This window comes from Pseudoalteromonas sp. M58, from assembly GCF_042604605.1.
Taxonomy (GTDB): Bacteria; Pseudomonadota; Gammaproteobacteria; order Enterobacterales; family Alteromonadaceae; genus Pseudoalteromonas; species Pseudoalteromonas tetraodonis.
Map to the genome: position 1 here is coordinate 815,307 of NZ_CP152390.1, position 20,003 is coordinate 835,309.

At 39.4% G+C, this 20,003-nt stretch carries 21 protein-coding genes; 15 read left to right on the forward strand and 6 right to left on the reverse strand.

The genetic code is table 11. From position 1 onward, the window contains the following. The first annotated feature begins 48 nt into the window (after positions 1-48). The 3 genes from AAGD16_RS03740 to AAGD16_RS03750 are packed head-to-tail and all read left to right on the forward strand — an operon-like array spanning position 49 to position 3,040. Entirely contained in the window at positions 49-2,505 is a 2,457-nt protein-coding gene (locus tag AAGD16_RS03740) for a YdbH domain-containing protein (RefSeq protein WP_377113722.1), read from the forward strand. Then, entirely contained in the window at positions 2,502-2,699 is a 198-nt protein-coding gene (locus tag AAGD16_RS03745) for a YnbE family lipoprotein (protein WP_028835526.1), read from the forward strand. The genes AAGD16_RS03740 and AAGD16_RS03745 overlap by 4 nt, the downstream gene beginning before the upstream one ends. Before the next feature lie 11 nt (positions 2,700-2,710). Continuing rightward, positions 2,711-3,040, forward strand: coding sequence for a YdbL family protein (locus tag AAGD16_RS03750; protein WP_008468219.1), 330 nt, complete (start codon positions 2,711-2,713; stop codon positions 3,038-3,040). A gap of 36 nt (positions 3,041-3,076) precedes the next feature. Here the strand turns inward: AAGD16_RS03750 and AAGD16_RS03755 are convergent, their stop codons facing one another. After that, entirely contained in the window at positions 3,077-3,625 is a 549-nt protein-coding gene (locus AAGD16_RS03755) for a DUF1415 domain-containing protein (RefSeq protein ID WP_377113727.1), read from the reverse strand. Continuing rightward, complete coding sequence (gene waaA, locus AAGD16_RS03760) at positions 3,622-4,905, reverse strand: lipid IV(A) 3-deoxy-D-manno-octulosonic acid transferase (protein ID WP_368485394.1); 1,284 nt, start codon at positions 4,903-4,905, stop codon at positions 3,622-3,624. Before waaA ends, AAGD16_RS03755 begins: the two co-directional genes overlap by 4 nt. 324 nt (positions 4,906-5,229) lie before the next feature. On the opposite strand from waaA, the gene AAGD16_RS03765 reads away from it, so the two are divergent. Both AAGD16_RS03765 and hldE read left to right on the forward strand, forming a co-directional pair. After that, positions 5,230-5,820: an SIS domain-containing protein gene (locus AAGD16_RS03765; RefSeq protein ID WP_028835523.1), complete on the forward strand. Its 591-nt coding sequence runs from the start codon at positions 5,230-5,232 to the stop codon at positions 5,818-5,820. Further along, a complete protein-coding gene (hldE, locus tag AAGD16_RS03770; RefSeq protein WP_028835522.1) occupies positions 5,820-7,259 on the forward strand; it encodes a bifunctional D-glycero-beta-D-manno-heptose-7-phosphate kinase/D-glycero-beta-D-manno-heptose 1-phosphate adenylyltransferase HldE in 1,440 nt (479 codons plus the stop codon). The genes AAGD16_RS03765 and hldE overlap by 1 nt, the downstream gene beginning before the upstream one ends. A gap of 63 nt (positions 7,260-7,322) precedes the next feature. On the opposite strand, the gene AAGD16_RS03775 is transcribed toward hldE, so the two are convergent. After that, positions 7,323-8,870, reverse strand: a complete 1,548-nt coding sequence (locus tag AAGD16_RS03775; RefSeq protein WP_377113732.1) for a capsule assembly Wzi family protein — start codon at positions 8,868-8,870, stop codon at positions 7,323-7,325. Between the two features lie 169 nt (positions 8,871-9,039). On the opposite strand from AAGD16_RS03775, the gene AAGD16_RS03780 reads away from it, so the two are divergent. Further along, complete coding sequence (locus AAGD16_RS03780; RefSeq protein ID WP_036956742.1) at positions 9,040-10,113, forward strand: hypothetical protein; 1,074 nt, start codon at positions 9,040-9,042, stop codon at positions 10,111-10,113. Continuing rightward, positions 10,110-11,195 carry a glycosyltransferase gene (locus AAGD16_RS03785; RefSeq protein ID WP_090494218.1) on the forward strand — a complete coding sequence of 362 codons (1,086 nt, stop codon included), beginning with the start codon at positions 10,110-10,112 and terminating at the stop codon, positions 11,193-11,195. The genes AAGD16_RS03780 and AAGD16_RS03785 overlap by 4 nt, the downstream gene beginning before the upstream one ends. Positions 11,196-11,201: 6 nt before the next feature. Here AAGD16_RS03785 and AAGD16_RS03790 read toward each other — a convergent pair whose 3' ends face one another. Next, a complete protein-coding gene (locus AAGD16_RS03790; RefSeq protein ID WP_090494215.1) occupies positions 11,202-11,921 on the reverse strand; it encodes a 3-deoxy-D-manno-octulosonic acid kinase in 720 nt (239 codons plus the stop codon). 123 nt (positions 11,922-12,044) lie between these two features. Between AAGD16_RS03790 and AAGD16_RS03795 the strand changes: the two genes are divergently transcribed. The 6 genes from AAGD16_RS03795 to glpG all read left to right on the forward strand — a co-directional run bounded on the left by AAGD16_RS03795 (position 12,045) and on the right by glpG (position 17,311). Continuing rightward, positions 12,045-13,106 (forward strand): glycosyltransferase family 9 protein, encoded by a 1,062-nt coding sequence (locus AAGD16_RS03795; protein WP_368485396.1) that lies wholly within the window; start codon positions 12,045-12,047, stop codon positions 13,104-13,106. Beyond that, a complete protein-coding gene (gene gmhB / locus AAGD16_RS03800) occupies positions 13,103-13,672 on the forward strand; it encodes a D-glycero-beta-D-manno-heptose 1,7-bisphosphate 7-phosphatase (RefSeq protein ID WP_368485397.1) in 570 nt (189 codons plus the stop codon). The genes AAGD16_RS03795 and gmhB overlap by 4 nt, the downstream gene beginning before the upstream one ends. A gap of 163 nt (positions 13,673-13,835) precedes the next feature. Continuing rightward, a complete protein-coding gene (locus AAGD16_RS03805) occupies positions 13,836-15,032 on the forward strand; it encodes a glycine C-acetyltransferase (protein ID WP_008468203.1) in 1,197 nt (398 codons plus the stop codon). Positions 15,033-15,084: 52 nt separating this feature from the next. After that, positions 15,085-16,110, forward strand: coding sequence for an L-threonine 3-dehydrogenase (gene tdh / locus AAGD16_RS03810; protein ID WP_013464286.1), 1,026 nt, complete (start codon positions 15,085-15,087; stop codon positions 16,108-16,110). A gap of 65 nt (positions 16,111-16,175) precedes the next feature. Next, positions 16,176-16,493 (forward strand): thiosulfate sulfurtransferase GlpE, encoded by a 318-nt coding sequence (glpE, locus tag AAGD16_RS03815; RefSeq protein WP_008468201.1) that lies wholly within the window; start codon positions 16,176-16,178, stop codon positions 16,491-16,493. After that, positions 16,490-17,311: a rhomboid family intramembrane serine protease GlpG gene (glpG, locus tag AAGD16_RS03820; RefSeq protein ID WP_013464287.1), complete on the forward strand. Its 822-nt coding sequence runs from the start codon at positions 16,490-16,492 to the stop codon at positions 17,309-17,311. Before glpE ends, glpG begins: the two co-directional genes overlap by 4 nt. Here the strand turns inward: glpG and AAGD16_RS03825 are convergent. Next, a complete protein-coding gene (locus tag AAGD16_RS03825) occupies positions 17,308-17,706 on the reverse strand; it encodes a flagellar basal body-associated protein FliL (RefSeq protein WP_008468199.1) in 399 nt (132 codons plus the stop codon). The genes glpG and AAGD16_RS03825 overlap by 4 nt on opposite strands. A 250-nt stretch (positions 17,707-17,956) precedes the next feature. On the opposite strand from AAGD16_RS03825, the gene AAGD16_RS03830 reads away from it, so the two are divergent. Both AAGD16_RS03830 and ubiA read left to right on the forward strand, forming a co-directional pair. Beyond that, entirely contained in the window at positions 17,957-18,502 is a 546-nt protein-coding gene (locus AAGD16_RS03830; protein ID WP_013464288.1) for a chorismate lyase, read from the forward strand. After that, positions 18,499-19,377 carry a 4-hydroxybenzoate octaprenyltransferase gene (gene ubiA / locus AAGD16_RS03835; protein ID WP_013464289.1) on the forward strand — a complete coding sequence of 293 codons (879 nt, stop codon included), beginning with the start codon at positions 18,499-18,501 and terminating at the stop codon, positions 19,375-19,377. Before AAGD16_RS03830 ends, ubiA begins: the two co-directional genes overlap by 4 nt. On the opposite strand, the gene AAGD16_RS03840 is transcribed toward ubiA, so the two are convergent. Further along, complete coding sequence (locus AAGD16_RS03840; protein ID WP_013464290.1) at positions 19,374-19,994, reverse strand: 2OG-Fe(II) oxygenase; 621 nt, start codon at positions 19,992-19,994, stop codon at positions 19,374-19,376. The two genes, ubiA and AAGD16_RS03840, sit on opposite strands and share 4 nt — an antisense overlap. Between the last annotated feature and the right edge of the window lie 9 nt (positions 19,995-20,003).

Here is a 20,003-nt window from a genome sequence, read left to right on the forward strand (position 1 = left end):
TGTGCAGCCTTTTTTGATTATAGTGATTAAAAAACATGTAAGGATAATATGTTTAAGCGCATTGGTTTAATTGTTGGCACTCTTTTACTGAGTCTATTATTACTCGGGTATGTATTTCGCTTGCCTTTACTACAATGGGCCATTGCCCCTGAACTTAAAAAAGCAGGTGTCACATTAAGCTGCCTCGATTTTTCAATTACCTCAAAGTTAAATATACATGCCGACACTATGTGTTTAAATTATCAAAACCAACAATTACAACTTTCTGATATTACAGCAAATACAAAGCATGTCAGTGTTCAAAGTGCAATATTAACGCTCAATCCATTACCTAAAAGTGATAACGCTAATCAACCGGCTAAACAGCTTGAGATAGCGCTACCTTCAAATCGCCCACTCATTAATATTAAACAGCTTGTAGTAAACAGTAATCAGCTCAATAAACCATTAAAAGTTAGTGTATTAGAACCTGCGCTAAATCAATTTAATGTAACGGGCGATATAAATGCGCGTGCGATTTTAACCTCCAATAAAATAAGTGGTCAGCTAGCAGTTGATGACATTTTGTTAAAACAGGTAATAAACACTAAAAACACCTTACTCGATGCTGTTAACTTTAATACTCAACAAGTGTTTAGTTTTGACGGGATTGAGCTTAAGTTGAACGGGGGGATTAGCGCTCAATTTGCTCATACGTTTGAGCAATGCCAATTTAATTTATTAACCACTGGCCAGATGGCTACTCGCTTTAATTTAAATAACCAAGCGTTAATCCTAGATACCGGTTCACTTAATAACAAAATTAATTTAACCCCTCGCTGTACTGAGTTAATTCCACCAAGTAAGTACGCAGATTTTGTAAGCAAACAAGTTCCTTTAAATTGGCAGGTTAAGCTTTCTCAAGCTCTTCGCATAGAAGAGGGGGAGCTGAGTATTCCAGTAATTAATGTGATGAGTGAAGGTAATAAACACTTTGATATTTTAATAACAGATACCGCCCTCACTATTAACGCTTTGCTTGATAATATTCAGGCAAAGGTGTCTGCTCAAATAAACACGCCAGATATAAACAGCATTAATATAAGCGCTCAGTTAAATGGTACTAAAGTTAAAGGTGATTACAACGTTGAGCTTGAAAGGCTACCCGCATTTATCCCTGTTACTGCTAATGCGCTTAATTTCAGTGGTTACTTTGAATTAAGTGAATTTATTGACTCAAAACCTGTCGGGTACACACAGAGTAAATTTTCCGTTGCTAGCTTTGAAGCTTTTGATGTAAAAGCAGTGCATTATCAAGGTAGTTTAACCGCGAAAATGGATAAACAATTAAATGCAGAAATTACATTAACTAATCAGTTAAAAAATGCGGCATATAAAGAATTTAAACTTACCAATATAAATAATAGTCTCACGGCAAAAGCAAACCTAGGTGTAGGTGAGTTATTTGCTCATTTAACTGCGAAAACGCAAATTAAGGCTCTTAATAGCGCTGATATAAGACTGCATAATATAAAAATAGACTCGAGTGGATTACAAAGCCGTGCACTTAAAGCGTCGCACCATGCGTTTATAGATGATATTGAGTTGGTGGTAAATCATCATATATCGTCACAGGCACATCCGTTTGAGGTAATTGTGCCAGCGCAAAGTGTGTTGCCATTAAACACCTTTATTAATCAGTTTTATCCACTTGCTAAGCTGACAAAAGGTACTTTTAACGGCAATATTAGTGGCGATGTCAATTTACAAAGGGCATCCGTTAATATAGATATTCGCCAATTAAGTGGGCTTTATAATGACTACCTTGCAAGTGATTTTAGTAGTGTATTTAGCGGGGAGTTTAATTCAGGTAGGCTTAATGTAAAACCGACTACCTTTCATTTAAATGAGTTTAGAGCGGGCGCAGTTATCAAAGGCCTTAAAGGGCAATGGCTCGTCAATAACAATAATGTGCTTGTTAGTAATGTTGAAGGTAATGTGCTTGGCGGTACATTTTTATTAGATAACTATACGCTTGGACAAGAAACCCAAGTTAGCACTGTAACGTTTAATAATATTGATGCAAGTAAGCTGATCACCCTTGATGATAAGTCGGGTATTACTTTAACAGGACGTTTGGCTGGTACACTGCCGGTGAGCGTTAATAAAAATGGTGTGCACATTAGCCAAGGCAGTCTGTTTAGCCAAGGTGAGGGCAATTTAAAAATTAGCAATAATGCTGCATTTGATTCTGTGATGCAGCAACAGCAAGAGTTGCAACCTGTACTGGGGTTATTGACTGATTTAGATATTCAAAAACTCAATAGCAGCGTTGTACTTAAAAATGATGGTTGGTTAAAGCTTGGAGTTAATTTACAAGGTTATAATCAGCAAGCGCAGCAGCAAGTTAACTTTAATTACAACCATGAAGAAAACATATTTACGCTTTTACGGGCACTGCGTTTAAGTGATGAAATTACACAAAAAGTTGAGCAACAATTTTCACAAAAAGGAAATGGGCAATGAGACAGTCGTTATCGATAAAAGTGCTGCTCGCGTTAGCAGCAATATCAGCGCTAAGTGCGTGTACGCATCGTGTTGAGGTGTCGGCTAAAGAGCCAATCACTATTAATTTAAATGTTAAGGTTGATCATGAAATTCGTGTCAAAGTAGATAAAGAGCTCGATAATTTATTTAGCGATGACAGTGAGTTATTTTAAGGAGCTAGAATATGAATATTAAAAATAAATTAAATATAGTAACCCTAATCAGTGCCGTTTGTATGTCATTTTCAGTTTGGGCTATGAGTTTAGATGAAGCTAAAAGCCAAGGCTTAGTTGGTGAAAACAGCTCAGGCTACCTTGGATTAGTTGTACAAAATACAGAAGCAAAAGCGGTTGTTGATGACGTTAACGAAAAACGTAAGGCACAGTACTTAAAATTAGCTAAAAAGAATAACTTGTCACTTGCACAAGTTGAGGCATTGGCAGCGGCAAAAACAATCGAAAAAACGCAAAGCGGCCACTACATTGAAGTAAACGGTAGCTGGGTCAAAAAATAAAGTTAATGGGTTAACTAAAGGTATTAAAAGCCGAGCTTATACGCTCGGTTTTTTACAGTTTTCTAATAATTGTTGCCAAAAATCAATGCCTTTTCGGCGTGCTAAGTTTATATTATGCTCAGGAATAGACTCAGGTTCGTCATAATTTTCAAGTGCTTCACTCATACTTGCTTCACGAATCAGGTGCAAGGTAGGAAACGGCGCTCTATTTGTGTAGTTGGCCGGATCGGTTTCATCGCTATCGGCAAATACATAATCGGGGTGAAAATTTGCAATTTGATATTTACCTTCAAAGCCTTGTGCAACCAATAGCGCATTTGCTAAATCGACTAAATCTAAAAAGTCTTCAAAGTCACTAAAACCGTTATCGAACATGATTAGCGTGGTTTCTCGTTCGCTCTCGCGGTCAAGCTCGATACATTGCTCAAGCATATCCATTACAGCATCATCGATAGTATTGGCGTTACTTACAATGTAATGAATACAGTTGTTTTCGACTTCTTTACGGGCAAACGGGCAAAAGTTATATTTTACAATAACGGATGAAACCCATTCTCGGGTTTGGCTAATAGCTATGTTAGTCACTGTTTTGGCTCTAAGTATTGATTAATAATAGTGAGTGTTTTTTTTATGGCGCCTTGGTTTTTAGTAACACATTGCGCCGCTTTTGTGCCGAGCGTTTGGCATGCCTTTTTATTTTGGCTAAAAGTAATGAGTTGTTGTGCCAGTTCATCTGTATTTTCTACCACGCATGCCCCTTTAAGCTTTGTTAACTCAGGATAGACATGATCAAAGTTATACGTGTGAGGGCCTGTTATTACACCGACCGAAAATGCGGCTGACTCAAGCGGGTTATGACCACCACGACGAATCAAACTACCGCCAATATAACTAACACTAGCCGCGCCGTATAAACACTGTAATTCACCTAGCGTATCGGCAAGTAAAACGTGTTCGTTTTGGTAATTATTTTGGCTACGACGACTAAAGCTTAAAGTACTTTGTGTGAGTAGTTCAGCCACTTTATCAAATTGCTCGGGGTGTCGCGGGGCAATAATCAATAAAGCATCAGGCTGCTTTTTTAACAACTGCTGGTGGGCATCGAGTATTAATTCATGCTCTATAGGGTGAGTAGAACCTGCCACCCATATAAAACGTTCTTGGCTATTATAGTACTGTTTGAGCGCGCTCACCTTTGTTAGTTGCTCTTGAGTAGGGCTAATATCAAACTTGATTGAACCTGTAACATGGCTTTTTGAAGGCTCAAGCCCAAGTGCAATAAAACGCTCTGCATCTGTTTTGTTATGACTGGCTAACGCAGTAATAGAGTGCATAATACGGTGAGTTAACTGCGCAACCTTTTGATAACCCTGCTGCGACTTTTCAGAAAGTCTCGCATTAACAACCAATACCGGGATTTTTTTGTTATGCGCATTAGCCATAATATTTGGCCACAATTCAGTTTCTAAAATACACAGTAACTGCGGTTTTACGCGTTTTAAAAATCGAGCAGTGGCAAAAGGAAAATCGATAGGTAAATAACTAGTAGCGACGGTATCTTTAAATTGTGCTGTTATTTGTGCGCGGCCAGTTGGGGTATTACAAGTGATCAAAATATTTAGCTGCGGGTGCTCATTTTGCAACGCTTTAATTAATGGCGTTGCTGCTAATACCTCACCTACAGAAGCACAATGAATAACTACAGGTTTAGTTTTATTAGAAAATAAACAGCGACGTACAAACCCAAAACGTTCTTTAAAATGCGCGCGATAACCCGAATTTTTTTTACCACGTAATACATATAAATAAAATATGATCAAAGGGCTAATAATGATTAGTGCAAGTGAATAAAAAGTTCGTGCCATACTGAGCTTTGTTTAAGGTAATTGTAGCTAGTTTATCGTGAAACGGCTTATTTCTAAACATACAAAGTATAAAAGTTGGTTTGAGTTCATTTACTAGGGTATAAACTAAATCAATGTCATTCAAATCACGCTATTGCATCAGTTACATGATTTTAGGAAATGCTTATGGTTACTTTTATAACAAAAACGATTTCCATGCAGTAAGCCTTTGATTTTAGTTTCTGTGAAACATCTAATTTAGTTATATAGAGGTGATTTGGCTATAAAATTATGGAATAATGAAATTAATTTTTCCTGCCATTTCAGTTCCAAGAGGAATATCTCATGTCAATTATAGATTCAGTGGCAACCAGCTACCTAGAAAGTTTAAACCGTCATCAAGTATTGTTTGAAACAATGGAGGCGTATCATCAAGAGGTAATGCAGTTGCTAGAAGCATGTCATAGTGCTTTACAAGCTGGTGGTAAGGTTGTTTGGTTTGGTAATGGCGGCAGTGCTGCCGATGCTCAGCATTTAGCTGCAGAGTTTGTGGTGCGTTATAAATTAGAGCGAGGCCCATTAGCGTCTATTGCTTTAACCACAGACACGTCTATTTTAACGGCGCACAGCAACGATTATCATTTTGATACTGTGTTTGAGCGCCAAGTACAGGCGCTATGTAAACCTGAAGATATCGTGATTGGTTTAACTACATCAGGTACCAGTAAAAATATCAATTTAGCATTAGAAGCTGCTAACAAAATAGGGGCATTCACGGTTGCATTTACTGGCCGTGACGGCGGGCAAGTAAAAGATATTGCAAAGTTACCTATTATTATTAAAAACGACGAAACCGCGCGTATTCAAGAAGCACACATGTTTATTGGCCATTGGTTATGTGAAGCCATGGATATGGTTGTTGCGGAGCAGCAGTAATGGATTTATCTTTACTAAAGAACTTATCAGCAGCACGTATTTTAGTGGTGGGCGACGTGATGCTCGATCGCTATTGGTATGGTGACTCAGGCCGTATCTCACCAGAAGCGCCAGTGCCCGTTGTTAAAGTAAGTAAATTTGAAGACAAGGCTGGCGGTGCGGCTAACGTGGCTAAAAATATAGCCCGTTTAGATGGTAAAGTGGGGTTGTTAGGCCTTATTGGTGAGGACGAAAGTGGGCAAATTTTAGAAAATATTTTAGAAGGTGAAAAAATAAATTCACAGCTTGTCAGCGTGTGTGATTTACCGACTATTTCTAAAATGCGTGTAATTAGCCGTCATCAGCAAGTGGTACGTTTAGATTTAGAAGAAACTTTTAACGAATCACATAGCCAGCTTTTATTAAATCGATTAGAGCTTGTGCTAAATGATTACGATTTTATAGTGTTTTCTGATTACAACAAAGGCTCGCTATCGCTGATAAAAGAGATGATAAGTGTGGCCAAAAAAGCAGGTAAAACGGTACTTGTTGATCCTAAATCATCAGATTTACAGTTATATCGCGGTGCTGATTATATAACCCCTAATTTAAATGAATTTAAATTAGCAGGCGGGCAAGTGGGCTCAGAAGAGACGCTTGCAAGTAGTGCACGAAACCTCATTAGTGATGCGGGTATAACGGCGATGTTACTTACCCGTTCAGAGCAAGGTATGTCGCTTATAAATGCCACTGAAAAATATGATTTTGCAGCTCAAGAGCTTGAGGTCAGTGACGTAACTGGCGCAGGGGATACTGTTATTGCAACCCTTGCCGTTATGTTAGGTGCGGGCATGACTGCCAAAGATGCAGTCGAAATTGCAAACTTAGCAGCCGGTATTGCGGTAAGTAAATTGGGCGCGGCTACAGTTTCTCCAGAAGAGTTAAGCCGAAAACTGGGGCAATATTTACAAGCAACTGGCGAGCATTATCAAACCCCGTTTGATGATGTATTGCAGCATATTGAATTTGCTAAGCAAAATGGTGAAACGATTGTATTTACTAATGGTTGCTTTGATATTTTGCATGCAGGGCATGTGCGTTATTTAGCGCAAGCTAAAGCCCGTGGGGACAGATTAGTGGTTGGTTTAAACAATGATGAATCTATTGCTCGTTTGAAAGGCCCTGAACGCCCAATAAACCCATTAGATGAGCGCGCCATGGTCCTCAGTGCACTTGCCTCCGTTGATTGGGTTATCCCGTTTGGGAGTGCTGATGAAAATGACACGCCAGCAAAACTTATCGAGCAAATAAGCCCTGATATTCTTGTCAAAGGCGGCGACTATACGGTAGAACAAATAGCCGGTGCGGAGCATGTGCTGCGCCATGGCGGAAAAGTCGAAGTGCTTGAGTTTTTAGATGGCTGTTCAACATCAAAAGTGATTAGCAAAATAAAAAGCTAGTTCGCTAATCAAAAAAAGGGGATAAACTGCAGTTTATCCCCTTTTTTAATGTTATTAATGAAACTAAAAGTTGTATTCGAACTTAGCAAATGCAGAGGTATCGTTTTCTGCTCCATCGTTATTAGAGGCAAGTCCGCCAAGGGTTAAGCGCCCCCCCATGGCAAGCATTCTGTAGCGTACTTCAAGTTGTTGAGAACTAAAGCCTGTTTTAGTAATCGAATTACCTAAATCTGGATTATTAGGGTAACGGTCGCGGTTGTCGCTATTGAAGTCAATATCACGCAGTTTTACTTGCCAATCAGTTCCGTTAGAAAGTTGCCCAAGTACAGTAAGTACTAGTGACTGCGTATCATTATCATAAGTAGAGCCGATAGGACGGCCATGATAGCGATAGCCTGATTGATAATCTGTGTGCTCATAATAGCAGTTTTCGGTCGTTGACCCCGCAGAGCAAGAGACACCTGTATCAATATATTCTAAGTTGACTAGTAAATTCTGCTCGTAAACGCGATGTGTTGTTTGTAAGCCAAATAAATACGCTCTATCTGCTGGTTTAAATTGTGAGCTCGCATCTTCACCAATGGTACTTGCATAAATAGCATAAGGTTGATTGAACAACGTATCAGACCAGCGAATATCAATACCGGCTAATTGATTACCAATTTTTGACTGTAACTGGCTATCACAATTACTGGTGCCATCAACGCATTCTGTATCACCGGCAATCATATCGATAAAGTCACTAGCCGAGCTTGGTTGTCCTTTCCCTGCCCATTGTGCTGTCCAGCTTAATGCTATTTCTAATTGTTGAACGGGGCGAAAGTTAACACGAGTGCTCCATAATAACGCATCAGGAATAACGCGGTTTGATTCAAGTTTAGCCATTTGTGCAGTAAAGCTCCACTGACCAATCCAACTCAGCCAAGGTGTTTCAAATGCACTGCTTTGCTCTCTGCTGATACTTATTGCAGGAAGTGGTTTGGCGTTAACGGACATAATTAGACTGTTATCAACGCCTGGGCCCCAAAACTGTTCAACCGCACCGGCTCTAAATATCCAATTACCCAAACGATACGCTAAATAGCTATCATCAAGTGAGGTATCATTGCAGTCAGTCAGTGCTTGCTCATTGTTAACTATATCGTCTGTTGTTTTACCGTTGATTAAACACTTTTTACCATCACTGCGGTGATTAAGCGCAATTTTGGCTGCAAAGTTATGTCCTAGGTAAGCATAGGCTGCTGTTAATTCTGACTCTTGGGTATTCGTTGCACCAAAGCTGGTGGTCGCTAATGGGTCTGAGCTGGCAAATGCAGAAAGTTGAACACTATGTGAACCACTGTTTTCTGACTTATAACGATGTTTTACACGCAATAACGCATCTTGTAAGCGAGGTGGTAATTGCTCTAGTCCGGCATTATCGATATCAGCAATAAAGCTTTTCCACATTAACGGGTAGGTAGTTACCGGGGCTAAAATAACACCTGCATCGGCAAGTTGCTGGATATCAGCTCTTAACCCAAAATCATCAGGTTTAACCCAGGGTTCAGCATAAACAGGGGTACTCATTGCACAAAAAAGCGAAGAAAGTATAAAAATTTTGTTTCGCAAAGCTCAGATCCTTGTGATTGAAATTGCCGGTAAGTTTAGCAATCTAAGCATCTTATTGCAGTAATTAAATCTAAATTGGTATGTTAAATCATATAGAAAAATGCTTACCATCTATCGCTAAAAAGTTGCCATTGGTATACTGCAGGTCAAATAAGCCAGTGAGATTGTAATGAGCAAAAAACGACTTTTATTTATTCCTGTGTCATCACCAGAAGGTATTGGTGAATATATGCGCTCATTACAGCTGGCTCAAACTTTAAAGGCTGAGTATGGCAAGCAGTTAGATATTCATTTTATCTTAAATAAGCATACGGCTTATGCTAAAAGCTGCCCGTTTTCTAGCTTACTCTTAAACCAATCGGCAACAAAAGAAAATACGCACGTATGTCAGTTTATTGATCAATACAAACCAGATGCGGTACTTTTTGATTGCGCAGGACGCGCTGAGCAAATGAAAGCGGCAAAAAAAGTGGGTGCTAAAGTTGTTTTTATTTCGCAGCATGCAAAAAAGCGGGCAAAAGGTTTAAAGCTTAATAGGACTGGTCTTATTGATACTCATTGGGTTGTACAACCGGATTACTGTATTGAACCTCTTTCGTGGTATGAAAAGCTAAAATTGAGCATGTTGCCTTTGGCCTATCCTGCTAATGTTGGGCCATTTACAGTATTTGCATCAGCGCAACAAAAATGCGATGCACTAAACCGTTATCACTTGAAAGAAAAAGAATTCTTTATTGTTAACGCGGGCTCTGGTGGTCATACAGTTAATGGCGTAAATTGCGCAGATATATATTTTCAAGCAGGGCTTGTTATTGCTAAACAAACAGGCTTGAAAGGCGTGGTGGTATTTGGCCCTAATTACACTAAGTCGCTACCTAAAACCAATGAGTTAATTTGTTTGCCAAGCCAAGAGGGAACTGAATTTTTAGCCTTACTCAGTCAGGCTAAAATTGCATTACTGAGCGCGGGTGATACTTTACTACAAGCTATTGCTTTGCAAACCCCAACCATTGCTTGTGCTATTTCAAAAGATCAGAGTGATCGAGTCGCACGTTGTGCAGCCACTGGCGTTGTTAAACAAGCTGAGCTTGATATTTTAGACATCACTCAAAAAGTGCAAGAGCTACTTACTGAGCCAAATTATAACAATACACTCAGCCAATATATGTTGTTAGAAAATGTACATAGCTTTGATGTTATAACGAATGGTGTAAAAGTACTGTTGCAGGGGAATAAGCTATGAATATTGTCATTGTAATTGACTCTCTTGTTGGTGGTGGCGCTGAAAAGGTAATGCTTACATTAGCGCAAGAGATGGTATTAAAAGACCACAATGTGACTATCTTGTCATTGGCGCAAAATATTGAATATGACATTCCAACCACTTTGAACGTTGAAAGTTTATTTTCAGGTCGAGCAACAAAAGTAGATCGATTTTGGCAGATAAAAAAGAATATCAGAGTGTTAGAGACATGGTTTGAGCAAAAGTTACGGCAACTTGGGTCTATTGATATAGTACTTTCTAATTTAGATCGTAGTAATAACTTATTAGCGCAGAGTAAAATAAAAAATACCCATTTTGTTGTTCATAACTCAGTTAATGCAGAGCTCGCTAGGCAAAAAAAACTAGGCCCACTTTCATACTTATATCTTAAAAAGAGTAAACAAAATCTTAATGGTAAATCACTGATCTGCGTGTCCAAAGGGGTTGAAGAAGAAATACAACAAGGCAGCTTAATAACCCCAAGTGCTATTACCACTATTTATAATCCATTCAATTTTAAAACAATCAATGATAAAGCTAATGAGGTGAATACAAATATACCCGATTCTCCCTATCTTATTCATGTGGGACGTTTAGCTAAACAAAAACGCCATGATATTTTATTTTCTGCATTTGCCAAGTTAGATAAAAAATACAAATTAGTGCTGTTATGTAACAAAAAAGAAAAGGCATTAAAGTTAGCCAAAGAATATGGTATTGAAAATCAGCTTATTGTTCCGGGATTTGTACAAAACCCATATAACTGGATAAAGCAGGCAAAGGCTTTATTGTTAAGTTCAGACTTTGAAGGGTTTGGTAATGTGCTAGTCGAGGCTTTAGCAGTAGGTACGCCTGCTGTCAGTACTGAGTGCCCTCATGGTCCAAGTGAAATACTTACGGGTGAACTAAGTAAATATCTAGTACCTATTGGCCAAGGTGAGCTCCTAGCGCTCGCAGTTAAGCAAGTGCTCGCAGATAACCCAAATGTAACCAACGCAGCTATTTTAGAAAAGGTGTGTGCCGATAGAGTAACAGAGCAATACTTAGCGTTAGCAAACTAGTTTTTATTAGGTTAACCCATTATGGTAGTGTTTATTTAAACTTTGCCAATCGTTTTCTTGCCAATGAAAGCTGCTATTGCGGCTTTGCTCTTTTAAAAATGAGCGCTGTAGGCGAGACATGTTGCTTTGTTGCCATTTTTTATCGGGTGTTTTTATTTCGCCGCGGTCAAAATCGATAATAAAAACGTTGCCACTGTCATCAAATAAAATATTATTAATATTTAAATCAGCGTGATAAACCCCTTTATTATGAAATAACGCAATTGTGCTGGCTATTTTTTTTATTTCAATATCATTCAATGCGCGTTCAATCAGTATATCTAATACGCTTTTAGCGCCGCTAACTGCTTCAGTAATAATATCACCTCGGTAAATAAAACCATGGCGGCTCACTTTAGCGGCAATAGGTTTTGGTACATTTAAACCTAGCTCTATTAATTGTGTCATCAAGCTAAACTCTTTATAAACACGGGTATGTTCAAGCCCCCAGTACAAATACTGATCACTGAGTAGCTTTCCTATCAGGCCGCCACGCCAATAATGGCGCAACACAGCCGTTAAATCTGTGTGTTTAAAAAACCATGCGGTTGCACGTCCCTTTTTAGCGCCAACAATTTTTTGCTGTTGCTGCCAAAAGTCGGGGCTAAACCAATCTAGCGATATCTGCGTGCTATATTGAGGATGGCTTAAAATGACATGGTTATTTTTGATGTGTTGATTAAACATAGCTCATAGGATTCGCTTTAATATGTGCACATATTAACGTGTTTTCAGGCTAAGGATAAGTACTTGCAATGACGCGATTATAATTTAAGATCGGGTTTTATTATATTATGCCCAAGGATACGTGTGACTTCAGCGCCTACTTACACTTCAATTTGTATTTTACGTCTTTCTGCTATTGGTGATGTATGCCATGCAGTAAGTGCGGTACAAGCTATTCAAAAAGCACACCCAAATGCCAAAATTACATGGGTGATAGGGAAGGTCGAGGCGATGCTGTTAGCAGATTTGCCTGGCGTTGAGCTTGTTGTATTTGATAAAAAACAAGGTAAAGCGGCACTGAAACAGTTAAAGCAAACCTTTAAAGGGCAGTGTTTTGACGTACTGCTTAATATGCAAGTGGCTTTAAGAGCAGGTTTTGTTGCTCGCTGTATTCCTGCCAAAGTTAAAATTGGTTTTGACTGGGCTCGTTCAAAAGAGCTACACAGTTTATTTATTAATAAACGCATTAAAGCCCAATCCCAGGCGCATGTTTTAGAGGGATTTAAAGGCTTTGCCCAAGCGATTGGTGTTGATGATTATGTCCCTGTATGGAATATGCCCTTTACCAACAAAGATCAAGCTAAAGCTGATGAGCTGTTAGGTGACGATTATTTATCAAATAAGCTATTTGTTATTTCGCCAGCAGCAAGTAAAGCACAGCGTAACTGGTTAGCCGATCGCTATGCTGCGCTTGCGGATTATGCACATACACAGGGGTTTAAAATAATATTAACTGGTGGACCGACTGAACTGGAAATTAATTTAGCAAATAACATCATTAAACACTCTGATTCACCCATTCTGAACTTGGTGGGTAAAACAAAACTCAAAGAATTATTGTGCGTACTTAAGCGTGCAGACTTAGTACTGGCACCTGACACAGGCCCAGCTCATATGGCGGTGACTGTGGGCACACCGGTTATTGGCTTATATGCGCATTCAAACCCAGCGCGTACGGGGCCTTATTTATACCAAGACTACGTGGTTGAGGTTTACCATCAAAACTTAGTAAAGCAAACAGGTAAAACCGCCGAGCAATTGCCTTGGGGTACTCGTGTTAAAGGCGATGATTTAATGAGTCAAATAACCACCGATGCAGTAAAACAAATGTTTGATCATGTTGTTAAAAAAGAGTCACTGTTATGAATCAAGAAAACACTAACAAGGCGCTTTTTTTAGATCGAGATGGCGTAGTAAATGTTGACCATGGTTATGTGTTTAAAAGCGAAGAGTTTGAATTTATAGACGGTGTGTTTTCAACATGCAAAGCGTTTTATGATGCGGGCTATAAAATAATTATAGTGACTAATCAGTCAGGCATTGGCCGTGGTTATTATTCTGAGAGCGAATTTTTAGCGCTTAGCGAGTGGATGAAAGCGCAGTTTAGCGCTCATCAAATTGAAATTACGGACGTTTATTTTTGTCCTCATCATCCTAAAAACGCATTACCAGATTATTTAAAAGAGTGCGATTGCAGAAAACCAGCGCCTGGCATGTTACTTCAAGGAATAAAAGATCATCATATCGATCCTGCACTTAGTGTGATGGTGGGTGACAAATTAGGTGACATGCATGCTGCCATTAGCGCTAATGTGCGTACCAAAGTACTGGTACGTTCAGGGCAAAAATTTGATGACAAAGCTGTAAATTTTGCTGACTATGTTTGTGACTCAATCAACGACCTTCCGGCTTTGTTTGCTGATCTAACGTAGTACACACCTCAAGCCTGTAAACTGGCAGCTTTTCCTGCCAGTTAGGCAATTTGCGACGAATGACAAACAGTGCAATTTGGCGCTTAAACTTTTACAATACCTGCATTATAAATAGCAGCAACACGTCTGCTGTTTAACCCGTTCAACCAAATGGAGATCACAGATGAGAGCATCTGCTTTTTTTAGCCAATTACAACAGCAAATCGAAGACGTTAAAGCGGAAGGTTTGTACAAGAATGAACGTGTTATCACTTCGCAGCAGCAAGCTCAAATTGAAGTGGCATCAGGCGAAAAAGTTATTAATTTTTGTGCTAACAACTACTTAGGTTTAGCTAACAGCCCAGAGCTTATTAAAGCAGCGCAACAAGGCTTAGATGACCATGGGTTTGGTGTGGCGTCTGTGCGTTTCATTTGTGGTACACAAGATATTCATAAAACGCTCGAGAAAAAAATCAGTCAATTTTTAGAAACTGAAGACACCATTTTGTACTCATCGTGTTTTGATGCCAATACGGGGTTGTTTGAAACCATATTAGGTGCAGACGATGCGATTATTTCTGATTCATTAAACCATGCTTCTATTATTGATGGCGTACGTTTATGTAAAGCGAAACGTTTCCGTTATGCAAATAACGATATGGCTGATTTAGAAAAGCAATTAATTGCAGCCGATGAAGCCGGTGCTAAAACTAAATTAATTGCAACCGATGGCGTATTCTCAATGGATGGCGTTATTTGTAACTTAGAAGCCGTATGCGACTTAGCTGATAAATACGATGCACTTGTTATGGTTGATGACTCACATGCAGTTGGTTTTGTTGGCGAAAACGGTAAAGGTACACCTGAGTACTGCAACGTGCTTGATCGTGTTGATATTATTACTGGTACCTTAGGTAAAGCACTAGGTGGAGCCTCGGGTGGTTATACCTCAGGTAAAAAAGAAATTGTTGAATGGTTACGTCAGCGTTCTCGTCCTTACTTATTCTCAAATTCGTTAGCGCCTTCAATTGTAACGGCGTCAATTAAAGTGTTAGAAATGCTTGAAAATGGCGGTGAGCTTCGCGCTAAGCTATGGTCAAATGCTAAATACTTCCGTGAGCAAATGGAAGCGGCTGGTTTTACCTGTGCAGGTAAAGATCATGCGATTATTCCTGTGATGCTAGGAGACGCCAAAGTAGCGTCACTTATGGCTGATAAGTTATTGGCTGAAGGGATTTATGTAACCGGCTTTTCATTCCCTGTTGTACCAAAAGGGCAGGCGCGTATTCGTACCCAAATCTCTGCAGCGCACAGCAAAGAACAGCTTGATACAGCCATTGCAGCATTTACCCGTATTGGTAAAGAGATTGGTGTTATTTAATTTTCTTGTTAAATCGCGGCTAAAGTCGCGATTTTTTAATTGAGTGTGAATTATGAAAGCATTATCAAAGTTAAAAGCAGAGCCAGGTATTTGGATGACAGATGCACCAAAGCCTGAAGTGGGTCATAACGATCTGTTAATTAAGATTCGTAAAACGGCTATTTGTGGCACCGATGTGCATATTTATAAGTGGGATGAGTGGGCACAAAATACCATTCCGACGCCTATGGTGGTTGGCCACGAATACGTGGGTGAAGTAATTGACATGGGACAAGAAGTTCGCGGTTTCGAAGTTGGCGACCGTGTATCAGGTGAAGGTCATATAACCTGTGGCCATTGTCGTAACTGTCGTGCTGGGCGCGTTCACTTATGTCGTAATACAACAGGGGTCGGTGTAAACCGCGAAGGCGCATTTGCAGAGTATTTAGTGATTCCTGCATTTAATGCGTTTAAAATCCCAGATAATATTAGCGATGAACTTGCCTCTATTTTTGACCCATTTGGCAATGCAGTACACACGGCTTTATCGTTCGATTTAGTCGGTGAAGATGTCTTGATCACCGGTGCTGGCCCAATTGGTATTATGGCTGCAGCTGTGGCTAAGCATGTGGGTGCACGCCATGTGGTTATTACCGACGTAAATGAATACCGCCTAGACTTAGCGCGTAAAATGGGCGCAACGCGTGCTGTAAACGTTGCAAATGAAAAGCTTGAAGATGTAGCTAAAGATCTAGGTATGACCGAAGGCTTTGATATTGGCTTAGAGATGTCAGGTGTTCCGAGTGCATTTAATGCCATGCTAAATAACATGAATCATGGCGGCAAAATTGCCATGTTGGGAATTCCACCTTCAGATATGGCGGTCGATTGGAATCAAGTTATTTTTAAAGGCTTAGTGATCAAAGGTATTTACGGTCGTGAGATGTTTGAAACTTGGTACAAAATGGCCAGTTTGATTCAATCAGGGCTTGATTTAAAACCAATTATTACTCATCAGTATTCAATAGATGACTTCCAAGCTGGCTTTGATATGATGATTTCAGGCCAATCGGGTAAAGTAATTCTTAACTGGGATTAATTACCCCTTGTTAAGAGAATTAAAGGCGGCATTTGTCGCCTTTTTTGTAATTATAAGAGAGTACTATGGCATTTAAACATATATCAATCGCACAAACCCTTGAACTACTCGATAAAGAAGATGTAGTGATTGCTGATATTCGCGATCCTAATTCTTATCAAGCGGGTCATATTCCGGGTTCAGAGGCATTATCTAATGCGAACATTGCCCAATTTATGATGGAAAAAGAGTTTGACCAGCCGATTATTATTGTCTGTTATCACGGTATGAGCTCACAAGGCGCTGCCAGCTACTTAGTAGAGCAAGGCTTTGAAGATGTTTACAGTATGGATGGCGGTTTTACTGCATGGGAAGCCGCTTACAAGGATAAAGTATCACGATGATAGAGCTAGGCAGCTTAACTAATCCTCGCGCTGCACAGGGCTTTATAGATTACTTAAAAAGCCAAGGGTTTAGCGGGCAAATTCGTACTGAGGATGGCCATACGCTTGTCATTAGTGTGGCACCTGAGGACTTTCATGCGGTTCAACCTTTGTGGAATGAATTTGCTAAAAACCCTAACCATGAACGTTATCAACAAGCGTCATGGCAAGTAGGCAGCACGCAATCACCATTAAAATATCAAGGCCAGTCGCTTAATTTAGTCGCGCGGTTTAAAGCCTTAAGTTGGCTTAATCAAAGTGTTAGCATACTGAGTATTGTTGTTTATATTGCCTTTTTATTTGGTGCGTTTGAACCTATTTACATGGCGTTGCAGTTTAACCCTGCGTCACCACTTACTTGGTTAACCCCGGCTATTGTGCATTTTAGCGCCATGCATATTGTATTTAACTTAATCTGGTGGGTTTCACTGGGTGACAATATTGAAAAGCAATGTGGTAAGTCGAGTCTAATCGGACTTTTTTTAGTTACCGCTTTAATAAGTAATTGGGCACAGTACTTAATGGTCGGGCCTAACTTTGGTGGGCTTAGCGGTGTTGTATATGGGTTGTTAGGCTTTTGTTGGATTTACAGCACCCTTAACCCTAAACAGCCTGCACTGGTTACAACTGCAATTGTTGGATTTATGCTGGTATGGTTAGTACTTGGTTTTGCAGATGTATTATTTGTTGGAATGGCTAATTGGGCACACTTAGGTGGGCTCGTTAGCGGTATGGCTTTTGCCTATACCGCTCAGTTTTTTAAAACAAAAAGTGCCTAATGATATAAATATTTAGTAAATAAGAGATCACGGATGATCTCATGCCCTGTTTCTTCTTTAAGAAGGCTTTTTAGTTTTTCTGCGCTTTTAAGGCGTATTTGCTCGCGTCCTGTTAAAGACTTTATTTTGTTTTCAGGCTCTTTAGATAAAATCTCTACTAACGCATCACGAAGTAACGGCGTGTGGTGTTCCACGATTGCAATATCTGATGTTTTATTAAGCATTAAATCAACAGTGACACGTACATAGCCCATTTTTTTACTCGATGGGCCAATGTAGTTGGTAATAATATCTGGCTCAAACCCAAAATAACCGACAGTAGACTCAGCACGTGCTGATAAGCTAGTTAAGCTGACTAGAAGAATAAAAAGGCCTGTAAATACTGTTTTTTTCATTTCAAAAGCGTTTCCGTAAACTGGTTACAAATAGTTTATACTTATTAGTAAATAAGATACAGCAAGATGCTGTTATTTGTTGAGTTATGTAAAGGCACTCTGTACTCAAGTTTGGGATAGGCAATAGCGAGAGTCAAATGTTGATTAGCTTTTTATAATAACAGGGTGTGCTTGGTAGTGAGTAAATCGCGCTTTTTCAAATCTCTTAGCAATGTTATGATCTTGCTGATTTTTATCAAGTAGAGCTATTGTGATTACGTTTCCTCTTTCTTTATCTGCTGATTGGCAGAGTACTTCTCAAGTCTGTGGCTTATCTAGCGCTGAGCAAGAGTGGCTATTTGAACCGCATTCTTTAACGGCTAAATTAAAAAGCCAGTCACAGCGTTTTGCTGTAAAGGTGCTAAGCGAGCAAAAAGTTAACCTCTCGCAACCTCAGCAAGCTTTATTAAGTAATGAGGTGAACACCGTACTTAACCGTGAGGTTTTATTGTTGTGTGATGACAAACCGGTTGTATATGCTCAAAGCTGGTTGCCAATATCAAACAACAATACAAATAATCAGCTGCATAATATGGGTGAACGTCCGTTGGGTGATGTCATATTTCAAGACCCTGCGTTAAAGCGCGCTGATATTGAAATTGCTCGCTTTGATGATAACCACTCATTGCAATCATTGGTGAGCGAACTTAATTTACCCATACACATATTATTAGGGCGACGAAGCGTGTTCTCTTTGCATGACTACAAATTTTTAGTTTGTGAAGTTTTTTTACCAGGAGCCTATTTATACTCATGAAACTAGCCCCTTTATCGGTAAACCATGTACCGTATTACGTTCAGTTAATGCGAATAGATAAGCCCATAGGCACCTTATTATTACTTTGGCCAACTTATTGGGCGCTGTGGATAGCAAATGAAGGGATACCAAGCCTAACAAACTTCATTGTGTTTACCCTTGGGGTAATAGTTATGCGTAGCGCAGGATGCGTTATCAATGATTTTGCTGACAGGAAAATAGATGGCTCAGTAAAACGAACCTGTCAGCGCCCTTTAGCAACTGGGGCTGTGAGTAGTGGGGAAGCAGTTAGTTTGTTTTTGCTGCTGGTTAGTATCGCTTTTATTTTAGTAATAATGCTAAATACCAATACTATCTTGTTATCGTTTGGGGCGCTTGGGCTCGCGTTTTGTTATCCCTTTATGAAACGTTACACACAACTTCCACAGGTTGTATTAGGGGCTGCTTTTGGTTGGGCAATTCCTATGGCATTTATGGCATCAACAAACTCATTGCCTGTGCAAGCTTGGCTATTATTTGTCGCTAATATTTGCTGGACGGTGGCTTATGACACTATGTATGCCATGGTTGATAGAGATGATGATTTAAAAATAGGGGTTAAATCAACCGCTATTTTATTCGCCAGTTACGATCGCCATATTATAGGGTTGCTTAACGTTATATTCTTAGTATTAATGACATTGATCGGCTTTATTAGCCAAGTTGGAGCAAGCTTTTGGTTAGGGTTAGCGGTTGCTGCGGCTTTATTATTGTATCAACAGCGTTTGATTCATTTACGTCAACGAGATGCCTGTTTTAAAGCGTTTTTGAATAATCATTATGTGGGACTTACTGTATTTATAGGCTTATTATTTTCTTACCCCGTTTTTTCTTAACGGGGTGGGTCGATAATACCACTAATTGACGCATTTTTTCTGAACCAACCAGCAATCGAATAGCGGTTATCAAAAGCCGGAAGTACTTCATGCACAAAGCATTCGCTTTCAAATAATACCAAAGTGCCTGCAGTGGGTTTTATAACCACTTCTATGTCTTTACTTTTAGGCTTGTAAATAACCAGCTCCCCGCCTTTCTTAGGAGAGTTTAAATACAATACGGTAGTAAAAACTCGATTTGAACGACCTTTGAACGCATCTACATGTTTTTTGTAAAAATCACCCTGCGTGTATTTTGCATAGTGACATTCATAATCAAACAAGCCCATGAAAAAGTTACGATTAAGGGTAGTGCGAACAGCTTCCATTATTTGTTGATAGCTAAGCTGTGCATTTGAGCTGCCATCAAACCAGTAGGTTTTATCTTTACGAACGGAATCATCAATTTGTAAATTGTTTAATCGTCCAATACCGGCAAGGCTAAAGTGAGGATTTATTCTATAGCAATCAGCCATCAACTCTGATATTAAGTCACTATCAATGGCGTTTTCAATAATGGCATAGCCATGCGTTTCAATGTGCTCTAGGTAAATTTTAGCAGCTGTAAAGTTATTCATTAACGCTAG

What these genes read in the sequence shown, in the direction of transcription:
- AAGD16_RS03740 (WP_377113722.1), top strand. Translation starts at nt 49, where the DNA reads ATGTTTAAGCGCATTGGTTTAATTGTTGGCACTCTTTTACTGAGTCTA.
- AAGD16_RS03745 (WP_028835526.1), top strand. Translation starts at nt 2,502, where the DNA reads ATGAGACAGTCGTTATCGATAAAAGTGCTGCTCGCGTTAGCAGCAATA.
- AAGD16_RS03750 (WP_008468219.1), top strand. Translation starts at nt 2,711, where the DNA reads ATGAATATTAAAAATAAATTAAATATAGTAACCCTAATCAGTGCCGTT.
- waaA (WP_368485394.1), bottom strand. Translation starts at nt 4,905, where the DNA reads ATGGCACGAACTTTTTATTCACTTGCACTAATCATTATTAGCCCTTTG.
- AAGD16_RS03765 (WP_028835523.1), top strand. Translation starts at nt 5,230, where the DNA reads ATGTCAATTATAGATTCAGTGGCAACCAGCTACCTAGAAAGTTTAAAC.
- hldE (WP_028835522.1), top strand. Translation starts at nt 5,820, where the DNA reads ATGGATTTATCTTTACTAAAGAACTTATCAGCAGCACGTATTTTAGTG.
- AAGD16_RS03780 (WP_036956742.1), top strand. Translation starts at nt 9,040, where the DNA reads ATGAGCAAAAAACGACTTTTATTTATTCCTGTGTCATCACCAGAAGGT.
- AAGD16_RS03785 (WP_090494218.1), top strand. Translation starts at nt 10,110, where the DNA reads ATGAATATTGTCATTGTAATTGACTCTCTTGTTGGTGGTGGCGCTGAA.
- AAGD16_RS03790 (WP_090494215.1), bottom strand. Translation starts at nt 11,921, where the DNA reads ATGTTTAATCAACACATCAAAAATAACCATGTCATTTTAAGCCATCCT.
- gmhB (WP_368485397.1), top strand. Translation starts at nt 13,103, where the DNA reads ATGAATCAAGAAAACACTAACAAGGCGCTTTTTTTAGATCGAGATGGC.
- AAGD16_RS03805 (WP_008468203.1), top strand. Translation starts at nt 13,836, where the DNA reads ATGAGAGCATCTGCTTTTTTTAGCCAATTACAACAGCAAATCGAAGAC.
- tdh (WP_013464286.1), top strand. Translation starts at nt 15,085, where the DNA reads ATGAAAGCATTATCAAAGTTAAAAGCAGAGCCAGGTATTTGGATGACA.
- glpE (WP_008468201.1), top strand. Translation starts at nt 16,176, where the DNA reads ATGGCATTTAAACATATATCAATCGCACAAACCCTTGAACTACTCGAT.
- glpG (WP_013464287.1), top strand. Translation starts at nt 16,490, where the DNA reads ATGATAGAGCTAGGCAGCTTAACTAATCCTCGCGCTGCACAGGGCTTT.
- AAGD16_RS03825 (WP_008468199.1), bottom strand. Translation starts at nt 17,706, where the DNA reads ATGAAAAAAACAGTATTTACAGGCCTTTTTATTCTTCTAGTCAGCTTA.
- ubiA (WP_013464289.1), top strand. Translation starts at nt 18,499, where the DNA reads ATGAAACTAGCCCCTTTATCGGTAAACCATGTACCGTATTACGTTCAG.
- AAGD16_RS03840 (WP_013464290.1), bottom strand. Translation starts at nt 19,994, where the DNA reads ATGAATAACTTTACAGCTGCTAAAATTTACCTAGAGCACATTGAAACG.